Annotated in this window: 12 protein-coding genes and 1 pseudogene; 7 read left to right on the forward strand and 6 right to left on the reverse strand. The window is 37.6% G+C overall.

Annotated elements, in window-relative coordinates; translation table 11 throughout:
• Nucleotides 1-506: 506 nt before the first annotated feature.
• The 4 genes from pyrF (at nucleotide 507) to ACFIQC_RS04760 (ending at nucleotide 4,309) form a co-directional block, all read left to right on the forward strand.
• The gene (gene pyrF / locus ACFIQC_RS04745) at nucleotides 507-1,352 is read left to right on the forward strand and encodes an orotidine-5'-phosphate decarboxylase (protein ID WP_375630138.1); all 846 of its coding nucleotides are present in this window, start codon (nucleotides 507-509) and stop codon (nucleotides 1,350-1,352) included.
• Nucleotides 1,353-1,410: 58 nt separating this feature from the next.
• Entirely contained in the window at nucleotides 1,411-1,659 is a 249-nt protein-coding gene (locus ACFIQC_RS04750) for a hypothetical protein (RefSeq protein ID WP_375706805.1), read from the forward strand.
• A 42-nt stretch (nucleotides 1,660-1,701) separates the two neighbouring features.
• Nucleotides 1,702-3,186, forward strand: a complete 1,485-nt coding sequence (gene hisS / locus ACFIQC_RS04755; RefSeq protein ID WP_375621515.1) for a histidine--tRNA ligase — start codon at nucleotides 1,702-1,704, stop codon at nucleotides 3,184-3,186.
• A gap of 589 nt (nucleotides 3,187-3,775) precedes the next feature.
• Nucleotides 3,776-4,309, forward strand: coding sequence for a replication protein (locus ACFIQC_RS04760; protein ID WP_375621516.1), 534 nt, complete (start codon nucleotides 3,776-3,778; stop codon nucleotides 4,307-4,309).
• A gap of 877 nt (nucleotides 4,310-5,186) precedes the next feature.
• On the opposite strand, the gene ACFIQC_RS04765 is transcribed toward ACFIQC_RS04760, so the two are convergent.
• The gene (locus tag ACFIQC_RS04765) at nucleotides 5,187-5,711 is read right to left on the reverse strand and encodes a peroxiredoxin (RefSeq protein WP_375621555.1); all 525 of its coding nucleotides are present in this window, start codon (nucleotides 5,709-5,711) and stop codon (nucleotides 5,187-5,189) included.
• A gap of 217 nt (nucleotides 5,712-5,928) precedes the next feature.
• Between ACFIQC_RS04765 and ACFIQC_RS04770 the strand changes: the two genes are divergently transcribed.
• The 3 genes and pseudogenes from ACFIQC_RS04770 to ACFIQC_RS04780 form a co-directional block, all read left to right on the forward strand.
• On the forward strand, nucleotides 5,929-7,557 hold the full coding sequence (locus ACFIQC_RS04770; protein ID WP_375706806.1) for an alpha-D-glucose phosphate-specific phosphoglucomutase: 1,629 nt from the start codon (nucleotides 5,929-5,931) through the stop codon (nucleotides 7,555-7,557).
• Nucleotides 7,558-8,633: 1,076 nt separating this feature from the next.
• Entirely contained in the window at nucleotides 8,634-8,969 is a 336-nt protein-coding gene (locus ACFIQC_RS04775; protein WP_375706807.1) for a zinc ribbon domain-containing protein YjdM, read from the forward strand.
• Between the two features lie 876 nt (nucleotides 8,970-9,845).
• A pseudogene (locus ACFIQC_RS04780) lies at nucleotides 9,846-9,926 on the forward strand (DUF4102 domain-containing protein); the annotation flags it as partial.
• A gap of 448 nt (nucleotides 9,927-10,374) precedes the next feature.
• Here ACFIQC_RS04780 and ACFIQC_RS04785 read toward each other — a convergent pair.
• From ACFIQC_RS04785 to ACFIQC_RS04805, 5 genes are all read right to left on the reverse strand, one after another.
• Nucleotides 10,375-10,953, reverse strand: a complete 579-nt coding sequence (locus ACFIQC_RS04785; RefSeq protein ID WP_375612176.1) for a NifU family protein — start codon at nucleotides 10,951-10,953, stop codon at nucleotides 10,375-10,377.
• A 59-nt stretch (nucleotides 10,954-11,012) separates the two neighbouring features.
• Nucleotides 11,013-11,504: a universal stress protein gene (locus ACFIQC_RS04790; RefSeq protein ID WP_375706808.1), complete on the reverse strand. Its 492-nt coding sequence runs from the start codon at nucleotides 11,502-11,504 to the stop codon at nucleotides 11,013-11,015.
• Nucleotides 11,505-11,566: 62 nt separating this feature from the next.
• On the reverse strand, nucleotides 11,567-12,637 hold the full coding sequence (gene trpS / locus ACFIQC_RS04795; RefSeq protein WP_375706809.1) for a tryptophan--tRNA ligase: 1,071 nt from the start codon (nucleotides 12,635-12,637) through the stop codon (nucleotides 11,567-11,569).
• Between the two features lie 60 nt (nucleotides 12,638-12,697).
• Nucleotides 12,698-14,269 (reverse strand): murein biosynthesis integral membrane protein MurJ, encoded by a 1,572-nt coding sequence (gene murJ / locus ACFIQC_RS04800; RefSeq protein ID WP_375621521.1) that lies wholly within the window; start codon nucleotides 14,267-14,269, stop codon nucleotides 12,698-12,700.
• Between the two features lie 777 nt (nucleotides 14,270-15,046).
• Nucleotides 15,047-18,292: a BID domain-containing T4SS effector gene (locus ACFIQC_RS04805; protein WP_375706810.1), complete on the reverse strand. Its 3,246-nt coding sequence runs from the start codon at nucleotides 18,290-18,292 to the stop codon at nucleotides 15,047-15,049.
• Nucleotides 18,293-18,534: the final 242 nt, after the last annotated feature.

Consider the following 18,534-nt stretch of genomic DNA (forward strand, 5'->3'; position numbering starts at 1 on the left):
TGTGTTTTCAGGAATGCGAGTTTCCATGTTTTATCTCCTTGAATATGCTGGAGATACAATGCCTTTTTGCTAATTATGTTCCAAAAGGGATATAGAGCAGCTAAAAAGGAATAGGAAAGATCTAAAGTTAAGATCGAGATCATCATGGTGGGGCATTTTCTTTTGAAACTTTGTTTAAAGCGCGTTCATAGAGAGTTTTTGTTGATCATAAAAAAAGGGGGTGAAAACGACAAGGCATGTCTATAGGGCTTTATGAGGTCATTATAATATAGATGCTGTTTTGTTTATATTCTTTCATAAAGTTGAATTTTTATTTCATGACAATGTTTTGGTTGATAAACATATGATAAGCGTTACGAATGGGAATATATTTATGTTTCATAAATAAAAGCACATTTTGTATAGAGAGCTCTTTCTTTGTGTTTTCGCTATTGTATTCTTTTGACAAATGCTTTTCTTTTTGATTGTATCAAAAAGTTTAAAGAGAGACCTTGTTAGGATATAAAATGTTTCGTTCAACTTTTTTTAAAAATCGTGAAATCTATGGACCTCTTTGTATTGGCTTTGATCCGAGCCATAAAGTTTTGCAATCGTGGAAACTAAGCTTTGATTATAAAGGTCTAAAAGATTTTTGTGATATTCTCTTAACAGCAGTTGTTGGTAAAGTAGGGATTATAAAGCCGCAAGTCGCATTTTTTGAATTATATGGTGTGGAAGGTCTTCAAGCTCTCAAAGAACTGATTGAAAATGCACACGAACAAGGCATATTGGTTCTGGCGGATGCAAAAAGGGGGGATATTGGCTCTACTGCTGAAGCCTATGGTAAGGCTTGGCTTGGTTCAAGCAGTGCGTTCAAGGTGGATGCCATGACAGTTAATCCTTTTTTGGGTTTTGATGCTCTTATTCCTCTGATAAAGGTTGCAGAAGAAACTGGAGCAGGGGTTTTTGTGGTTGTTCAGTCTTCTAATCCAGAGGGAAAACAAATACGAAATGCGCTTATTGGTGATCAGACACTCTCTCTTCATCTTGCACAGTGTATTTGTGATTATAATAGTCAGTCTTCGGTTCTCCATCATAATATTGGCCCCATAGGTGCGGTTATAGGAGCGACATTAGGATCTGAATCAAAAGATACAATTGAGCAGTTAAACAATAGTCTGTTTCTCGTTCCGGGTATTGGCGCTCAAGGTGGAACAATGACACAACTAGCAAATCAATTTCCACAAAGACTTTTGCAGAATGTTATTCCCTCTGTATCACGCTCTATTACAGATGCTGGACGAAATATTGTTGATTTAAAAAATGTTATCAATCATTTTGCAGAACAAGCGCAAAGCACACTGATGTCTTGAGGATTTTTGCATCTGTAATAAATCCGAAGAATTCTGAGAGGGAGGGGTTTTGAGGGGGATGCTTCCGATTTATCAAGAATCAACTGTCGCTTTGAGGTTTCTTTCAACAAGCACAGATGTCTTTTCATTGAATGTTAAGCGGGCATTTCATGTTGAGCGGGGGGCTATGTTCCTATTGAAAATGCAAATATTTTCAGTAGATTGCCTTAAGGGTAAAGGTTTGCATCTTTTAAAAGCAAAAGCTTATGCATATTGTTACCAGTTTCCAGTTGATAAAGTTATTGCAGCGTTTGTTTCTATAAGATAGACACACGTTATCGGTGAATATATATTGTTGTTAGAGAAAAACATGTCATCAAAACAAGAAAAAACCAAAGCCCGTTTACCCCGTGGGTTTGTTGATCGTACAAGTGCACAGTTGTATGCAACTGAAACAATGATTGCGCAAATTCGTGAAGTTTATGAACTTTACGGTTTTGAAGCGCTAGAAACTCCAATTTTTGAATATACAGATGTGCTGGGTAAGTTTTTACCGGATTCAGATCGTCCAAATGCGGGCGTTTTTTCGCTACAAGATGATGATGAGCAATGGATGTCTTTGCGCTATGATCTTACCGCGCCTCTTGCTCGTTATTTTGCCGAGAATTTTGAAGTTTTGCCAAAGCCTTATCGCAGTTATCGTCTTGGCTTTGTTTTTCGCAATGAAAAACCAGGTCCAGGGCGGTTTCGGCAATTTATGCAGTTTGATGCGGATATTGTTGGAACACCAACGGTAGCAGCTGATGCCGAAATTTGTATGATGGCAGCCGATAGTTTGGAAAAACTAGGGTTTCAGCATCATGAATATGCCATTCGTCTGAACAACAGAAAAATTCTCGATTGCGTTTTAGAGAAAATTGGTTTGGGGGGAAATGAGCAGGTTGAAAAGCGCTTAACTGTCTTAAGAGCAATTGATAAACTGGATAAATTTGGTTCTGAAGGGGTGCGTTTGCTTTTGGGAAAAGGGCGTTTGGATGAAAGTGGTGACTTTACAAAAGGGGCGGAGCTTAAGGATAAAGAGATTGAGTGTATTCTTACCTTAACTGCTGCTGGAGCTGAAACAGCAGAAGAAACGCTTGAGGCTCTTAAAGAAGTGGTTGGTGATCATGTTCAAGGGCGTGAGGGAATTCGTGAGCTTGAGGAAATGCAAGCAATTTTTGCCGCAAATGGCTTTCAGAATCGTATCAAGATTGATCCATCGGTGGTGCGTGGACTGGATTATTATACAGGTCCTGTTTTTGAGGCTACGTTGCTTTTTGATGTTTTCAATGATGATGGGCAGAAAGTTGTTTTTGGCTCCGTTGGTGGTGGTGGGCGCTATGATGGATTGGTGGCACGCTTTCGTGGTGAAAATATTCCAGCAACAGGTTTTTCAATCGGGGTCTCGCGTTTGATCGCTGCTTTGCAAAATCTTGAAAAGTTGCCTATGAAGGAGACAACAGGGCCGGTTGTGGTGCTGATGATGGATAAAGAGCCAGAGGCGGTTGCTGGTTATCAAAAAATGGTGATGCAGTTGCGTGGTGCGGGAATTCGTGCTGAGCTCTATTTGGGGGCATCGGGGATAAAAGCGCAGATGAAATATGCAGATCGACGCCAAGCGCCTTGTGTGGTTATCCAAGGCTCACAAGAACGTGAGAGCGGAAAAATACAGATTAAAGATTTGATTGAAGGGGCGCGTTTGTCTTATGAAATTAAGGATAATCAAACATGGCGTGAAAGTCGACCAGCACAAGTGACGGTTGATGAAGATCAATTGGTCAAAACAGTACAGGATATTTTAGCCACCCAAAAATGATAATGGTAAAAGTCTTTATCAAAGTGATTGTTCGAAATATTTTGGAAATTTGAAATTCAATTTTTAAAATTTGTGCTTTGCTCGTTTATACGTGTTGGTGCACGCGTTCAAAAGCGCGGTTTTGAAGTGTGTGCGGCATAAAAGAGAGATTTTTTAAGAGATAAATAAGCGCTATTTGCTATAAAACGTGCCCTTCTGAGGATGCGATGATAATGCGTTAAAATGAGCAAAAAAATTGTAACGAACAAAAACTCTGAGAAAATTAAAAGGTTTCACGCAACGCTTTCCCAAAAGTTTATAAAAATATTGACAAGTTCATATTGGCTTCATCTTTGAATTCTCATCTATGAGTATAAAATCCTTTGATGTTCTCTTCTTGGACATTACAAAATTTAGCCTTATTGCAAAAGGAGGGAGAACTAGAGCGTTTTATCCTAAAAGACTTTTTAAGCTTCAAATAACAATGGAATGACTTAAATCGAACAATTTTTTACAGGAGCATGTTTGGATGAATTGTAAGCTGCCATAATGGTAACATACTGATAATATGCATTTTTCATAAAGTCAATTCTTTAACGGAGAAATGAAAATGGTCCAATATGATTTTACTCTGCTCTATGAACGAAATCCCTTTATTCTTGAAAGACCTGAGAATATTGGAAAATCATTTAAACTTCCTCCTTCAAATTTCGGATTTGAAGATCTTCCGCAAATTACCTTTTCAGGCGCCTCGTCGTGTCGGCGTATGATTTTTGGGTTATCATTTAGTGGTATGAAAGCATTTTTTGTGATGTTGTGGCAGGTAGGGAAAATGTTAGATGAGGGGGATGATGTGGATTTATGGTTTGATCAGATAACATTGGATCATGATATTCTTGAAGAATTTTTGACTTGCGATCTTTTAATTCAAGAACCAGAATATCTTAATTTTGAAAGTTTTAAAGAAGGTATCAAAGAATTAGAAACAAATAAAATTGTAGCGAAGGGAACAAAAAAAGATTGTTATTTCATCAATCCAGATATTTTTGGTCTTCCTGAATGTGATGAAGATTTTGAGTTCGATGAAGAGGAAGAGATAGAAACACACTTTACGGTAGAATACCCGAATAAACAACTCCTTTAACCGTTTTTCTCTTAGAGAAAAATAAAAGCTTAGAATAAATGGCTATGAGAACAGCAATGAGTCTGTTTATGGTATGTGAATTGGAATGTTTTCGGGATTTGTTTTGATTTAATATTCTCCATGAATGGTTCTTTATGCAGAGCAGTTTTTATGCCATATTTTCTTCTTTTTATGAGACATAAGTCAATTTGAAGTGTGCACCTCTTCAAACAAATCTTTGATCTGTATTTTCTTTCTTGATACTTTTGTGAACTTTGCAGTCTTGATGTTCATACCTCTTGTATTTTAGAGCGTTTACGAGAGGTATTTTTACTCTTTTTAATCGTTTATTCATATGCCAATCCCACTTGCTAATGAGCAAGAAAATAGTTTTAAGGGATTCAATATAAGAAGGGATAAAATAAAACAATCTTATGATATTCGGCTCCTCTCATTCAATATGCAAAATTATAAATTATCTTTATAAATCAAATTATTATTCGACACAAAGTTTTTCTCAGTATGAGAAATTTAGCATTGATCTTGCATATTTCATCAATACGTTAGTCCTTGATGTTTCCGAGAGAGTTTTTGCATGAATTTGCGCATTTGGCAATTGCATCCCCATTTTTTGATAGCGTGCAACAGCTTTTAACTCTTTGATTTTTTAGCGCTACAACGGGATTTTTCATCGGCAATTTTCCAAGCTTTTGCAAAGCCGTTAAAACATGAAAGATTTATTGAAAAATTATTGTTGGAATATTTTCTCACAGAAGGCGCACAATCAACTTATCGTGTCTGTTTTCACGAATAGAGGTTGCAAAAAGTAAACGACACAAATTCCCTGAGGAGGGAGATTTGTGTCGTAAAATTTTGTTTAAATAGACGATTGGGGGAATTAGCTTTTCAAGGCTTTTAAAACATGTTGTGGTGAAGAAACTTCATAAGGATCTGTTGCACAATTATCTGAAAAACCTGCTTCTTCGAACCATTGTTCAACCACACCATCATTAATAACAGCTGCATAGCGCCATGATCGCATGCCAAAACCAACATTGTCTTTTGCAACCAGCATACCCATTTTGCGCGTGAATTCACCAGAGCCATCGGGAATTAATTTCACATTTTTGATATTTTGTGCTTTTCCCCAAGCATTCATGACAAAAGCATCATTGACGGAAAGACAATAAATTTCATCAATACCCGCTTGTTTAAATTCATCATAGAGTTTTTCAAAATCAGGCAGCTGAAAGGTTGAGCAAGTAGGGGTAAAAGCTCCAGGAAGAGAAAAAAGAATAACACGCTTTCCTTTAAAGTAAGCATCGCTGTTAACTTCTTGCCACCGATAAGGATTGTCTCCAGCCATTGATTCATCGCGTACGCGTGTGTGGAATGTTACATTGGGAACTGTTTTTTTCATCATCATGATGCTCCTGTCTTCTTTTACGAAAATTTTGTTTTAAAACAGCCTTCGTATTTAAAAACATATGGCAAAAAGCGTTTTAAACAAAAGGGCTTCTTTAAAAATTCTTACTTCTAACGAGTGTGCAAATATTTCACACTTCCGTCAAGTAGAATTAATGGTCGACTTTGGATACTCTTCACCTTAAAATTATAGGAAAGAATATAAAGGTATTGATATGACCATAAAGACAGTTTTAACCACGGCTTTTGAGGGGCAAAAACCGGGAACGTCTGGTTTGCGCAAAAAAGTGTCTGTTTTTCAACAACCCCATTATGTAGAAAACTTTATACAGTCTCTTTTTGATAACATTGGGCCTCTTGAAGGAAAACTGTTGATTCTTGGGGGGGATGGGCGCACTTTTAATCGTACTCTTCTTCAGATTGTGTTGAAGATGGCGGCGGCGCATGGTGTTTTTTGTGTTAAAATGGGAAGGGGCGGTATTCTTTCTACACCTGCTGTTTCGCATCTTATTCGTAAAACTCATGCTCATGGTGGACTTATTCTTTCTGCAAGCCATAATCCTGGTGGTCCAGGGGGAGATTGTGGTATTAAATATAATATTTCTAATGGGGGCCCCGCTCCTAATTCTTTATGTGATGCTATTTTTGCAACATCGCAACGTCTTTCCTGTTATAAAATTTTTGAAGCACCAGATGTTGATTTAGATAGGCAAGGTACAACCTTTATAGGAGCCATGCGGATTGATATTATTGATCCTGTCACTGATTATGTTGCTTTGATGCAGGAGCTTTTTGATTTTGACTGTATTGCCAAGGCTGTTGCTCGAGGTCTTACTTTACGGTTTGATGCCATGCATGCAGTAACAGGGCCTTATGCCCATGAAATTTTTGAAAAATGCTTAGGATTTTCTGAAGGGACGGTGGTTAATGGTATTCCTTTGCCAGATTTTGGAGGCGGTCATCCAGATCCCAATTTGGTTTATGCTAAGGATCTTTATGATTTATTGATGTCAGAGCAAGGACCAGATCTTGGCGCCGCCTCTGATGGTGATGGAGACCGTAACCTCATTATTGGTCGTCAACAATTTGTCTCGCCTTCGGATTCTTTGGCTATTATGGCTGAACATGCACATCTTATTAAAGGATATCGAAAAGGTGTTGTGGGGATAGCGCGCTCTATGCCGACGGGGCGTGCTGCTGATCTGGTTGCGGAAAAAAAAGGACTAAACTTTTTTGAAACTCCAACGGGATGGAAGTTTTTTGGAACCCTTTTGGATGCAGGAAAAGTAACCTTTTGTGGTGAAGAAAGCTTTGGAACGGGCTCTCTTCACATCCGTGAAAAAGATGGTTTATGGGCTGTCCTATTTTGGTTAAATCTTTTAGCGGTAACAGAAAAAACTGTCGCACAAATTGTTCAACAGCATTGGTTCACCTATGGGCGTTTTTACACGTTACGGCATGATTATGAAGAAGTCGAAGCAGACAAAGCCTTGGCACTTATAGAGCATTTGCGTGGGCATTTACCACAAGAAGGAACCGAGATTGCTGGATTTTTCGTCAAAAAAGCAGATGATTTTACGTATCGTGATCCCGTTGATCAGAGCGTTAGTACGCAGCAAGGTATCCGTATTTTTTTCGAGAATGGCGCACGGTTGGTGGTTCGTTTGTCGGGAACAGGGACGCTAGGTGCTACTTTACGACTTTATTTTGAACAATATGAAAGTGATCCGCGCAAACACAATTTTAATCCGCAAGACGTTCTTAAACCTTTGCAACAGGTGGCATTAAAACTGTTAAACATACAACAAGCATTGGGGAGAGATCACCCTGATATTATCACCTAAGATCATTGGAATGTTTTTTTGTAAAGGTATGATGATTGATCACATGGGTGTGATTTTAGGGGTGTGATTTTATGTGCATAAGGGAGATCTTTCATTTTCAAGCTCTCTTTGTTTTTTCCTCCCTTACATATCAATCGGATTCCTCAAACTGCCGGATTCTTAAAACTAAATGCTGTAGGAAATTATAATCGAGCATAATCGGAGCATTTATGTCCAATGGGTTTGCTCAATGGCTTGATAGAAATTTTTGTTTAATAGGGGAATGTTTCTCATGCAAAACAAAATACGATCATTGTTGCACATTTCATATGTTTGTTTTAAAGAAGCTTCTCTCTCAAGACGCTAAAAACGCATCTTATGCGTGTTGCTTTGAAAGGTATAACCGGCCATCCATTGAGCAGCATCATTTTTACGCTTATGAGAGAGTAAGACGGCACCATCATTCACTTTGCCCGCTTTCAATGTTGGCTCTTATATTTGAGAGTGTTTAGTATTTTGGATAATCGTGTTACACGGATTTTCCTACTTGTAACATGCAAACAAAAGGCTTTGGTTGTTTCAATGTAAAAGGGGTTGAGAGAATCTCAGCTTATTTATCGGCTCTCATTCAATATACAAAACCATTAACTATGATCATAAATCAGTCTGTTCTCTAACATTATGACTGTTATCTTTACTTAAATAAAAGGTTAAGTTGGGGACATCATTTTCTTGTTTCTCAATGCTGCAATAGTTTTTAGCTCTCTGAGAACGTTTTATTCAGAGATGTTCCTTTTCTAATTGTTTTGTTATCCATTCGTTAATTGCATTGGTGATGTATAAGAAAATGATTTTGATTAATTTATTAGAGAGAATGAAGTGTGTAAATTTTATGATATGCGGGGGGCTTATTTGAGTTGTATAATGATCAATCATTTTTATAAACTTGTGTATAGTATGTGATGATAGTATTCATGAACACAGTTGGCAGATGAGGATTGAAACAAAGGGAAACATTTTTCTAAAATAATGGACAATAAGCACTTCTTGCTTTATGACCAGTCATAATGAATGTTTTTTCTAAAAAAGGGGAATTTATGACCCAATATCCCAAATGTCCTCGTTGTGATTGTCTTTATACTTATGAAGATGGTGAAAATTTTGTGTGTCCTGAATGCGCACATGAATGGCCACAAAAAAACGATGATACGGTTCTTGCCAATACTGTTTATGATGCCAATAGTCAGATTTTAACAAACGGAGATACCGTTATAGTGATAAAAGATCTGAAAGTAAAAGGCGCTTCATCTGTTTTAAAAGCGGGGACGAAGGTAAAGAATATTCGCTTGGTGGATGGAGATCATAATATTGATTGCAAAATTCCAGGGATTGGTCAGATGAGTTTAAAGTCGGAGTTTGTGAAAAAAGTTTAAGCATTTGTCCTCTTGCAATTGTTTTTGGATTTCGTTGGTTTTCTATTTTTACATTCTTCTCTAATTGGGCATATTTTTCTCCAGTGGCTTCTTTTCTTGTTTCATAGATTACACCAATCAGATAAAAGCAATATGTTTTCCTTTATTGTAAGGCCATGTATAGCAGAGAAATAGCGACTCTGTCTTTTCTTTTAATATGCGGTTATGAGGGGACTGGATATTGACTCATAAGCAACAATAAAAGTATGCGCTTTATGAGAAGAACAATACCGTAAAGTAGACAAACTTATTCCTGCTGAATTGAAAAAATATTCTCATTTTTTTTATCAGATAATTTCTCAAACAACCATAATAGATCTGGCTTCAATGTATTTATTTTTTATGGGTAGTTACACCTTTTGCGTCATATTTATGGAAATGAGATTGAAAATGATAGAGGAAATTCTTGATTTTAAGAATGGAAAAAGGACGCTATGATCTTGATAAGGTCTTATTGCCATGCATTTTCCAGCTCTTAGTACTGCAACAGTCTCTTATAAAAGTGTACATAAGAGCTATTAAAAATAGTTTTTGTTATTATCCAGTTTGTGCTGTGTAAGCGGACGATTTTGATTGATGCAATAAAAACATAATTGAAATAAGAAGAATGTCAGAATTCTCATTGCAAGTTGCAAAATGTGATCTTTGTCGAGTGGCTGAAAAAACATATTGATTTATAATAATAAATTAGCGTTATTCATATTGAATTAGAACCCCGAATAACGTGGGATTCTCTCATTTCAAATCTGTTCCATGTTGAATCAATTAAAATCACTTGCTTGCACACCACACGCGGGGCTGGCGTGTGGGTAAAAATGAGGAAAGAAAGGATTAAAAATGACTCTTATGAATCGTCTTAATGAAAGAGCTGTCGCATCATTAGGGGCTGGCAGATATGATGATGGTGCCGGCTTGCTACAAGAAGTATTTTGCGTGATTTGTCGTTGGAAGCACTGAGAAAGATAGAGCAAATGAGCACTCTATCGTACAATGTTTTCTTTTTTGGGTTTTCTTTTTTTGTAACGAGGTCGTGTTTTCCTCGTTAAAATTGCATGACAAGATTATGAGATAAAATAAATTTAAAGTGCACACCCATACATTGTACTTCTGTGTACGATTGGTTTGTTGAAATAACTTATGCTTCTTAAAGGGGGCTTTGAAATCTTTTTAAGGCATATGTGGAGGTGAAAGGTGAGTGAAGGTATCATTATTGGACAGATTTTTGTAACAGTACTCTATTTTTATGACTGCATGGCTTACTTCGAAAATTTCAGGAATAAAATGACGTAAGATTTTTGCACTCCATGTTTGAGCGCTGTTGAAGAGGGGCAATCGGTGTGGTTATTTTACCTATTGAGGTCAATATTTATTGTGGCATGGCTTCAACGCCTAAAACTTCAGGGATAAAATGACGTAAAAGATTTTCAATACCATGTTTGAGTGTTGCTGTTGAAGAGGGACATCCAGCGCAGGAGCCGCGCATATTGAGATAAACAATACCATTTTCAAATCCGCGAAAAGTAATGTCTCCACCATCGTTGGCAACTGCGGGGCGGATACGTGTTTCAAGGAGCTCTTTAATGGTTAAGACAATATCAGCATCTTTTTCGTCATAAAATTCTTCGTTAAGGGCATGGGTTTGTGCTTGTGTTGTAGCGTTGGTGGTGATCACTGGCTCATTGGATAGAAAATGTTCCATGATTGTGCCTAAAATGACGGGCTTGAGATGTTGCCATTCTCCTTCTTTTTTGCTTACGGTGATAAAATCATAGCCTAAAAAAACACCATTGATATTGGGAATATTAAATAGTTTAGCCGCTAAAGGTGAGTTTTTAGCTGCTTCTTCACGGTCACGAAATTCTAATACTCCCTCAGAAAGAACCACGCGTCCTGGCAAGAATTTAAGTGTTGCAGGGTTTGGGGTGGTTTCAGTTTGAATAAACATAAATTCTCCTTTTATAATGAAGGATTGGGAAGATCTTACATTGTAGAATATTATATTTTTTAGGCAATAGATCTAATATCTTCATCGGCAAGATTGCTAGGAATAACAATGACAGGGATTGAAAAAGCTGTTCCTTTATTCCCGATTAATTGAACAAGGGGTCCTGGCCCTTCTGTATGTCCACTGGCTGCTAAAACAATCAGTGCAATCCTTTTATCTTCGTCGATCAGTTTAGAAATCTCATCAATTTTTTTTCCTTCACGCACTACTATTTCTGTTTCAAGCGCATGGGTGGTGCGGACTTCACTGGCAATGTCTCCTAATATTTTATGAGCACTTTGCTTTGATTCTGTACGCATAACGTTGTTTACACCCAGAAAATGTTGAAATTCTACACTATCAACGACACAAAGTAATACCAATGTTCTACTGGTATTTTGGGCATGCTGTGCGGCAAACGCAACGGCACGCCGACACTCTGGTGTTTCATCGATAATAACTAAGTTTTTTTTCTTTGGTTTTTTTTTCGGATTTTGGGGTTTGGAAATCATGCACTTTCTCTATTTTGTACAAACGATTTTTTTGCTCTCTACAGTTTTTAGTTTTATTATTTTTATGTATCGTGCAAAAATCCAATAATTTCACGAATTTTTTTCATATTTTCTTCTGCGAGCATACTAGCACGTTTAGCGCCATCATGCAAAACAGAGTCGATATAATCATTTTCTTGATGAAGGCGACGTAACTCCTCTGTTATAGGGGCAAGCTTATGGACGGCAAGGTCGGCTAGAGCTGTTTTAAAATGCGAAAATTGTTGACCAGAAAATTCTAAAAGAATCTTTTCTTTGCTAACTTTGGCAAAGGCGGCATAAATACCAAGCAGGTTATCTACTTCTGGTCGTTCTTTTAAAGCGGCAAGGGTATCGGGAAGTGGAGCCGAATCCGTTTTGGCTTTGCGTATTTTTTTTGCGATAAGATCAGCGTCATCGGTCAAATTAATGCGTGAAAAATCTGAAGGATCTGATTTTGACATTTTTTTCGTCCCATCGCGCAAAGACATAACGCGTGTGGCTGTTGTTCCAATAAGCGCCTCTGGGAGGGGAAAAAAGCCTTGTCTTTTTTCTTCATCCGTTTGCATAGAGACGCCAAAATTTAATTCGGCAATACGCTGTGCATAGTCGTTGTTAAATTTTTGTGCAATATCGCGTGTGAGTTCAACATGCTGTTTTTGATCTTCACCCACTGGAACATGCGTTGCACGATAGACTAAAATATCAGCAGCCATCAAAGTGGGATAGGCAAAAAGCCCGAGGGATGCTTTTTCACGATCTTTTCCCGCTTTATCTTTAAATTGTGTCATGCGTTGAAGCCAGCCAATGCGGGCAACACAATTTAAAATCCAGGCGAGTTCAGCATGTTGAAAAACACGTGATTGATTAAAAATAATATGTTTTTGAGGATCGATACCGGCGGCTAAAAAGGCTGCTGTCACTGTTCTGGTGGATTCGCGTAAAGTAAGGGGATCTGGGTTGACGGTGAGCGCATGCATATCCACAACACAATAGAGACAGTGATGAAAGTTTTGTAGTTCAACCCAATGCTGAATGGCTCCAAGATAATTGCCAAGATGTAAGTGACCACTCGGTTGTACGCCGGAAAAGACAAGTGGTGTGAAGGTATCCATAGGAGTGCTCTTTCTTCAATTAAGGTTATTCATTTTATTGTTTTTGACAAAGTATAGATATTATGAGCGTTTTTTCAAATTTTTAAGCGTGTGAAAAAAGGAACGGGTGTTGAATAAAAAATAGGCACTAAAATAGATCAAGAATATGCCGAGCATAATCCCTACTAAGGTGATCGCGCGCAAGAAAAAGGATGCTTGTGAGGATAAAGGAAAAGACAAAAAACCAAGCACATTCAATCCGTAATAGAGGGCTAGTGCACTCAAAAGAGTTGCCATCATGAGACATAATATTCGCTTTATCAGTTGGAAGTCGTATTTCCAATAACCGCGTTTGATAAGGACCCCCCAAAGCAACAGTGTGTTGACCCATCCAGAGGTAATTTCAGCAATAACAATGCCTCGTGCAGATAGAATAGGAAATAATGTTAAGGCGAGACCGATATTGATAAAAACGCAAATACCTGTAAAAATCATCGGTGTTTTGGTATCTTCATGGGCAAAAAAATTAGGAATAAAGACCTTAATAAGAACAAAAGCTGGAAGTCCTAGTCCATAAAGCTCTAGTAATTGTGCAACATGGTGTGTTGATTGACTGGTAAATTGTCCTCGCTCAAAGAGCAAACTGACTATGGGAGTGGAGAGCAGCAAAAAAGCGATGGATGCTGGAAGTGTTAAAAATAGCGTTAATTCAATAGAGCGGTTTTGTAAATGGTGGGTTTCTTCATGCTTTTTACTTCGCAAAGCGCGTGTTAATTCTGGTAAAAGAACGGTTGCAACGGCAATGGCGATTACGCCTAAAGGCAATTGATAAAGACGATCAGCATACATCAAAGAAGAGACAGCACCAGATTGACTAGAAGCAATATTGGTATTAATAAGCAAATTAATTTGCGTGATGCCACCCGTAATGGCTGCGGGGAATGCTAAAGTTAATAGCTTACGAACATTAGGACTTAAATGGGGCTGGCGGAAGGAAATTTTCATGCCACTTTGACGCAAAGCAAGGGCAATTAAGGTGAGTTGAATAAGACCTGCTGCCAATACACCCCAAGAGAGATTTAAACCGATATGCCAAGCGTCAAGTTTATAGATCCAAGCATAGGCAAGCACACCAATCAGAATAATGTTTAAAAAGAGTGGGGCAATGGCGGCAATAAAATAGCGTCGCAGTGCATTAAGCATGCCCCCCATCATGGCAGCAAGCGACATGCAGGTTAAATAGGGAAACATGATCGCCGTAAAATGAATTGTGGCGTTAAGCTTTGTTGCATCTTCGGTAAAACCTGGAGCAATAATGGTTCGTACCAAAAAAGGCATACTGAGTTCCATCGCAATCGTTAACAGTAAGAGCAGTGAAAAGAGAACGCCAAACACCTCTTCTGCAAACTTGCATGCCGTTTCGTGACCATCTTCAGTGATTTTTTTGGCAAAAAGAGGAATGAAAGCAGCATTAAAGGCACCTTCAGCAAAAAAACGGCGGAATGTGTTGGGAAAACGGAAAGCAGCATTAAACGCATCAGAAACAGGACCAGTTCCTAGTGCTGCTGCCATAAGCATTTCGCGTACGAAGCCAAAAATACGGCTCATGAGGGTTCCGGAAGCAACTGTTGCAATTTTTTTAATCAATGTCATAAAGATATATCAACTTTGTTGTAAAAGAGAAGCGATGACAGGAGAAATAAAGCGTTTTAAATCGTAAAAATCTGATCTCTATCCTAATCAAGGATACTTTTTGAAAGCGTTTTACGACGGTGTTTATCTTTCTGTCAACAATGGTGCTTGAAGACTTTTTTATGCTCCTTGTTTACTGTTGCATTAAAATTTTTATTGTTGCCATAAAATAATTAAAATTTCTTTTTCAAACTGAAATATGGGAGTGATATCATAACAGTTTGAAGAGACATGTAGGGATATATAATGATAATTTCTCTTTATGGTGTGATGTCGTGAATAGTGCAACCCAATGCCGTTCTGTTTTATGTGAGGGGTGTGCCCCTATTAAAAGAATGCAAATAAAATAAAAGCGTGGAGCAATACGTAATTTCCATTATTTAAAAAAAACAGCGCTTTAGATGTTTTAAAAAGTCGTAAGGCTAAGCTAAAAGGTGATGGTAAAACTGGTGATTACTTTTCACTTTTACGGCTTTATGTTCTCCCAAAATTTGTCTGCCCTCCCGTTTTAGAGATTACATAAACAAGAGGATAGGAAGATATGATCTTTCAACAGCATTTTTGCTGTTCAGGTTTCTTTTCACAGTTGATGAGGATAAAATCTGAGGAAATAAGATAAAATTACTCTCTCATGGTTTCCATTCTCGTTGAGGTGCAATTGATTTGCCGATGAAGGCAAGGGGATAAAGGCTATCATTTTTACCAGAGGGGGAGAAAAAGTTAAAGTTTATGAACCTTTTAGACATTCATTGTCATTGCTTTTGCGTGCGCCGTTTTGTGAGGTTGAATATTTTCTTGTCTTTTGGGACTCTGATTGACGTTTTCTGTCATTTTTTGCACTTTAATTGCTTCTTTATCAAGGGTGTTGGAACATTTTTTTTCATTGTTTTTCTTTATAGATTGATGCTGGATAGATTGATACTGGTTTGGTGCGAAGCGCTCATCGAATTTATGGTTATAAAAATACATGGGTTGTATATGCGGTTCTATCTCTTTTATCTGCTTGATTATTTCCATAATCTCTTTTGCTTTAATGGTTGATGTGCCAAGACTCTTCGCAAGTCTTTCAGGATTATTTTCTTTTATAACTTCATGCTCGTTTGAAGATAAGCGCTCATTGATTTTTTTGATATAAGTCCTTATCTCCCCCCTTAATTCAGGAGAGTTTGATAACATTTCTTGCTGTTGTGCTTTTGACAAGGAAAGGAGATTTTTCATCCAAGCCTTAGGCATTTCTACCGACTGTTCACACCGCCTTTGTTTTACATGATGGGTATGGAGAATGTCTCTTTCTGTTTGTTTAGAAATATTGATATAACGATCAATGGCTCTACAGAGGGGCAAAATATTTTCTTCAGCATGGGCGCGCGCGTTGTTTTTTATGCCAAATACATTGCTACCAGAAAGCTTAGAAATCGATTGGGGAGAGGTGGTAATTTGATAGGTGAGTTGTTCTCCTTCAGTATGATTTTCATGGATCCTCTCAATTCTTTCCCGCAAAATATGACGATTGCCATAAATGATTTGGCACAAAGTTTCTATTTCTTTTCTTCTTGCTTGAATGGAAACGTTGTTTTTTATCCTTGTGGCAATTTCATTGTTGGTAAGGGGGGCTATTGTTTGTGCGGGGATAAGCACTTCTTGCTGGTTTTGAATTTTTGGTGCTGTAAAGGAGAGGGCGTCACCGATTTTTAATGTCTGTATTTGCTCTGGGGTGAGATCTTTTTTATTTCCCAAGATGAAAGTTCCGTTAGCATCAAGCATAAAGCCATTGGGTCCACTGCCTCTGTAAAAGCCTTTATAGGTATGACCTTCTTTTGCTGTTATAATAAGATGATGATGAATACTCTCAAGCCCGATATGTTTCATACTGTCCATGAATTCTTTTAAAATAAGTATTTTTTCTGGATTTGAGATATCCTCAAGCAGATGTTTCATTTCTTCTTTATCTTTATGTTTTAGCGATGCAATGCTGGCAAGATTCATGCGTTTTTCTGTTACAAGAGAAAAGTCGAGTGTGTGGCCAGCAACTTGCCCAAGTTTTTCAAAAAACATTCGTTGTGTGCGTCCATTACCTTCTCTGAAAGGATGCGTATAGTTGAGTTGTATCAACATTTCAGTGACATGTTCAATAAATGTTTCGCGGGTTAAGCCTTTTAAACTATTCGTTTCAGCAAGTGTTTTATCTAAATTGTCTAGACCCTCCTGTATCTGTTTTGCTGAGGCAAAAGAAATACCAGCTTTTTTCATCATTGGCATATAAGCAACGGTACCATCTTCAAATGTAAATGGTTTTTCGCGTGTTTGTCCGGCCCATTCAAAAGTATTTTTAAATAGGGTGTGATGAATATATTGGAGATATGTGGAGGTTAGTTTTTGTGGTGGCGCTTCTTGGCGCAGATGAATGATTGCTTTTGTTGTATCATGGGCACATTGCACTTTTAATTTTCCATAGTCTTTTATTCCATATTTATTCTTTAAGGTGATACTATTGGGATAAAAGAAATTACGATGTATTGTCTTATTTTCTTCGGTTTCAGGCGGTGATGATAATTTCTCCTGTAAGGTGAGAGGGACGGTGTCCGTTTTTCTTGTACCAGTATCCCAGTATGCCATTGCTTTTTTTGGGGGCTGTTTTGTTCTTTCTTGATGATCAGAGCGTGTTTCCTTTGTCATTTTGACAGATATTGGATTATTTGTCGCTGTATTACTGCTCTGTAAAATGTTTTTTTGAAAATCTTTTTGCATTTGCCTCATAGCGGAAGCCGATTGAGCAATTGGTTGTGCCATTTGTTCTTTTTCTTGTTCTTGCAAACTTTGGGGCATAACTTCAACGCTGTCATGTAAAGCATGAGGGGCAATACACGGTGAAAAATGGGCTTGTTCTTTTTTCTTTGTTTGAATGGATGCGTTGTCTTTGCTCTTTTCAGTTATTTCATCGTTTTTAAGAGTGGCTCTTTTTTCTTCTTTTTCTTCTGGAAGCAATGTTTTTTGCTGGGTTTTTTCTGGGTTTTGAACTTTTTGTGCTGTAAAGGAGAGGGCATCACCGATTTTTAATGTCTGTATTTGCTCTGGGGTGAGATCTTTTTTATTTCCCAAGATGAAAATCCCGTTGGCATCAAGCATGAAGCCATTGGGTCCACTGCCTCTATAGGTACCATGATAGGTTTCTCCTTCTTTTGCAACGACAGCGAGATGATAATTTTTTTCATCCAATCCAAGCTCTCTCATAGAGTTGGTGAATTCTCGTAAGAGGAGCAATTTTTCTGGATTTGAGATATCTTCAAGCAGATGCTTCATAGGCTCTGGGTTGCCATGTTCCATGGCAGCGGCGCGGACAAAGTCTTTACGTTTTTTGCTCACAAGAGAAAAGTCTAGCTCATGTCCTGCTGCTTGAGAGAGTTTTTCAACAAACAGTCTCTTTGTGCGCCTATTGCCCTCTCTGAAAGGATGCAAGTGGTGCAAATCTATCATTATACTAGCTGCTTGTTCAACGAATTCTTCGCGCGTTAAGCCTTGTAAATTATTCTTTTCAGCAAGCGTTTTATCTAACTTTTCTAGTCCCTCCTGTATTTTTCTGCCAATCGCAAAAGTTTTTGTAAATTCTTTTCTTTTCAAAATGGGCATAGAAGCAACAGTGCCATCTTCAAATGTAAAAGGCTTTTCGCGTGTTTGTCCGGCCCATTCAAATGCATGGGAAAAGAGGCGTTGATGAAGATATTTTAGATAAGAGGCATTAAACTGCTCTGGTAGAGGTTCTTGGTGCAGTTTTATCATTTCTTTTTTTACATCATTAGAACAGTATTCTTTTAATATTTCTTTATCTTTGATGCGGTATTTATTTTTAAGCACTTTGCTATTGGGGTAGAAAAAATTTTGCGCTTCTTCATTGATTTGCTTTGAAATGGCTGCATTAATTACAGAGTGTTGTTCTTGCAATTCTTCCTGTGTAGAGGAGGCACAATGTTCTGTGTTTTCTTTCATGCATATTTCCTTTCAAATGGTAACATTATTTTTGAAATCTTCTTTGTTTACATTTTTTGCCTTATATTATTTTCATAGCGTTTTCTTCAAAGAAGAATGCCTATTTGAATGATTGAAAAAATTGATCTTATTCGCATGGAACAAAGTTAAAGTTTATAATTTTGAAGTATTATCGTGAAATTTTATCAATGAATTCTGTAAAATAATGGGGTGTCTTATTCAAAAATTTCTGTATTTCATAC

The sequence above is a fragment of the Bartonella sp. AA126HLJHH genome, from assembly GCF_042197425.1.
Taxonomy (GTDB): domain Bacteria; phylum Pseudomonadota; class Alphaproteobacteria; order Rhizobiales; family Rhizobiaceae; genus Bartonella.

What these genes read in the sequence shown, in the direction of transcription:
- ACFIQC_RS04765 (WP_375621555.1), bottom strand. Translation starts at nt 5,711, where the DNA reads ATGATGAAAAAAACAGTTCCCAATGTAACATTCCACACACGCGTACGC.
- ACFIQC_RS04760 (WP_375621516.1), top strand. Translation starts at nt 3,776, where the DNA reads ATGGTCCAATATGATTTTACTCTGCTCTATGAACGAAATCCCTTTATT.
- murJ (WP_375621521.1), bottom strand. Translation starts at nt 14,269, where the DNA reads ATGACATTGATTAAAAAAATTGCAACAGTTGCTTCCGGAACCCTCATG.
- ACFIQC_RS04775 (WP_375706807.1), top strand. Translation starts at nt 8,634, where the DNA reads ATGACCCAATATCCCAAATGTCCTCGTTGTGATTGTCTTTATACTTAT.
- trpS (WP_375706809.1), bottom strand. Translation starts at nt 12,637, where the DNA reads ATGGATACCTTCACACCACTTGTCTTTTCCGGCGTACAACCGAGTGGT.
- ACFIQC_RS04790 (WP_375706808.1), bottom strand. Translation starts at nt 11,504, where the DNA reads ATGATTTCCAAACCCCAAAATCCGAAAAAAAAACCAAAGAAAAAAAAC.
- ACFIQC_RS04750 (WP_375706805.1), top strand. Translation starts at nt 1,411, where the DNA reads ATGCTTCCGATTTATCAAGAATCAACTGTCGCTTTGAGGTTTCTTTCA.
- ACFIQC_RS04770 (WP_375706806.1), top strand. Translation starts at nt 5,929, where the DNA reads ATGACCATAAAGACAGTTTTAACCACGGCTTTTGAGGGGCAAAAACCG.
- ACFIQC_RS04805 (WP_375706810.1), bottom strand. Translation starts at nt 18,292, where the DNA reads ATGAAAGAAAACACAGAACATTGTGCCTCCTCTACACAGGAAGAATTG.
- pyrF (WP_375630138.1), top strand. Translation starts at nt 507, where the DNA reads ATGTTTCGTTCAACTTTTTTTAAAAATCGTGAAATCTATGGACCTCTT.
- hisS (WP_375621515.1), top strand. Translation starts at nt 1,702, where the DNA reads ATGTCATCAAAACAAGAAAAAACCAAAGCCCGTTTACCCCGTGGGTTT.
- ACFIQC_RS04785 (WP_375612176.1), bottom strand. Translation starts at nt 10,953, where the DNA reads ATGTTTATTCAAACTGAAACCACCCCAAACCCTGCAACACTTAAATTC.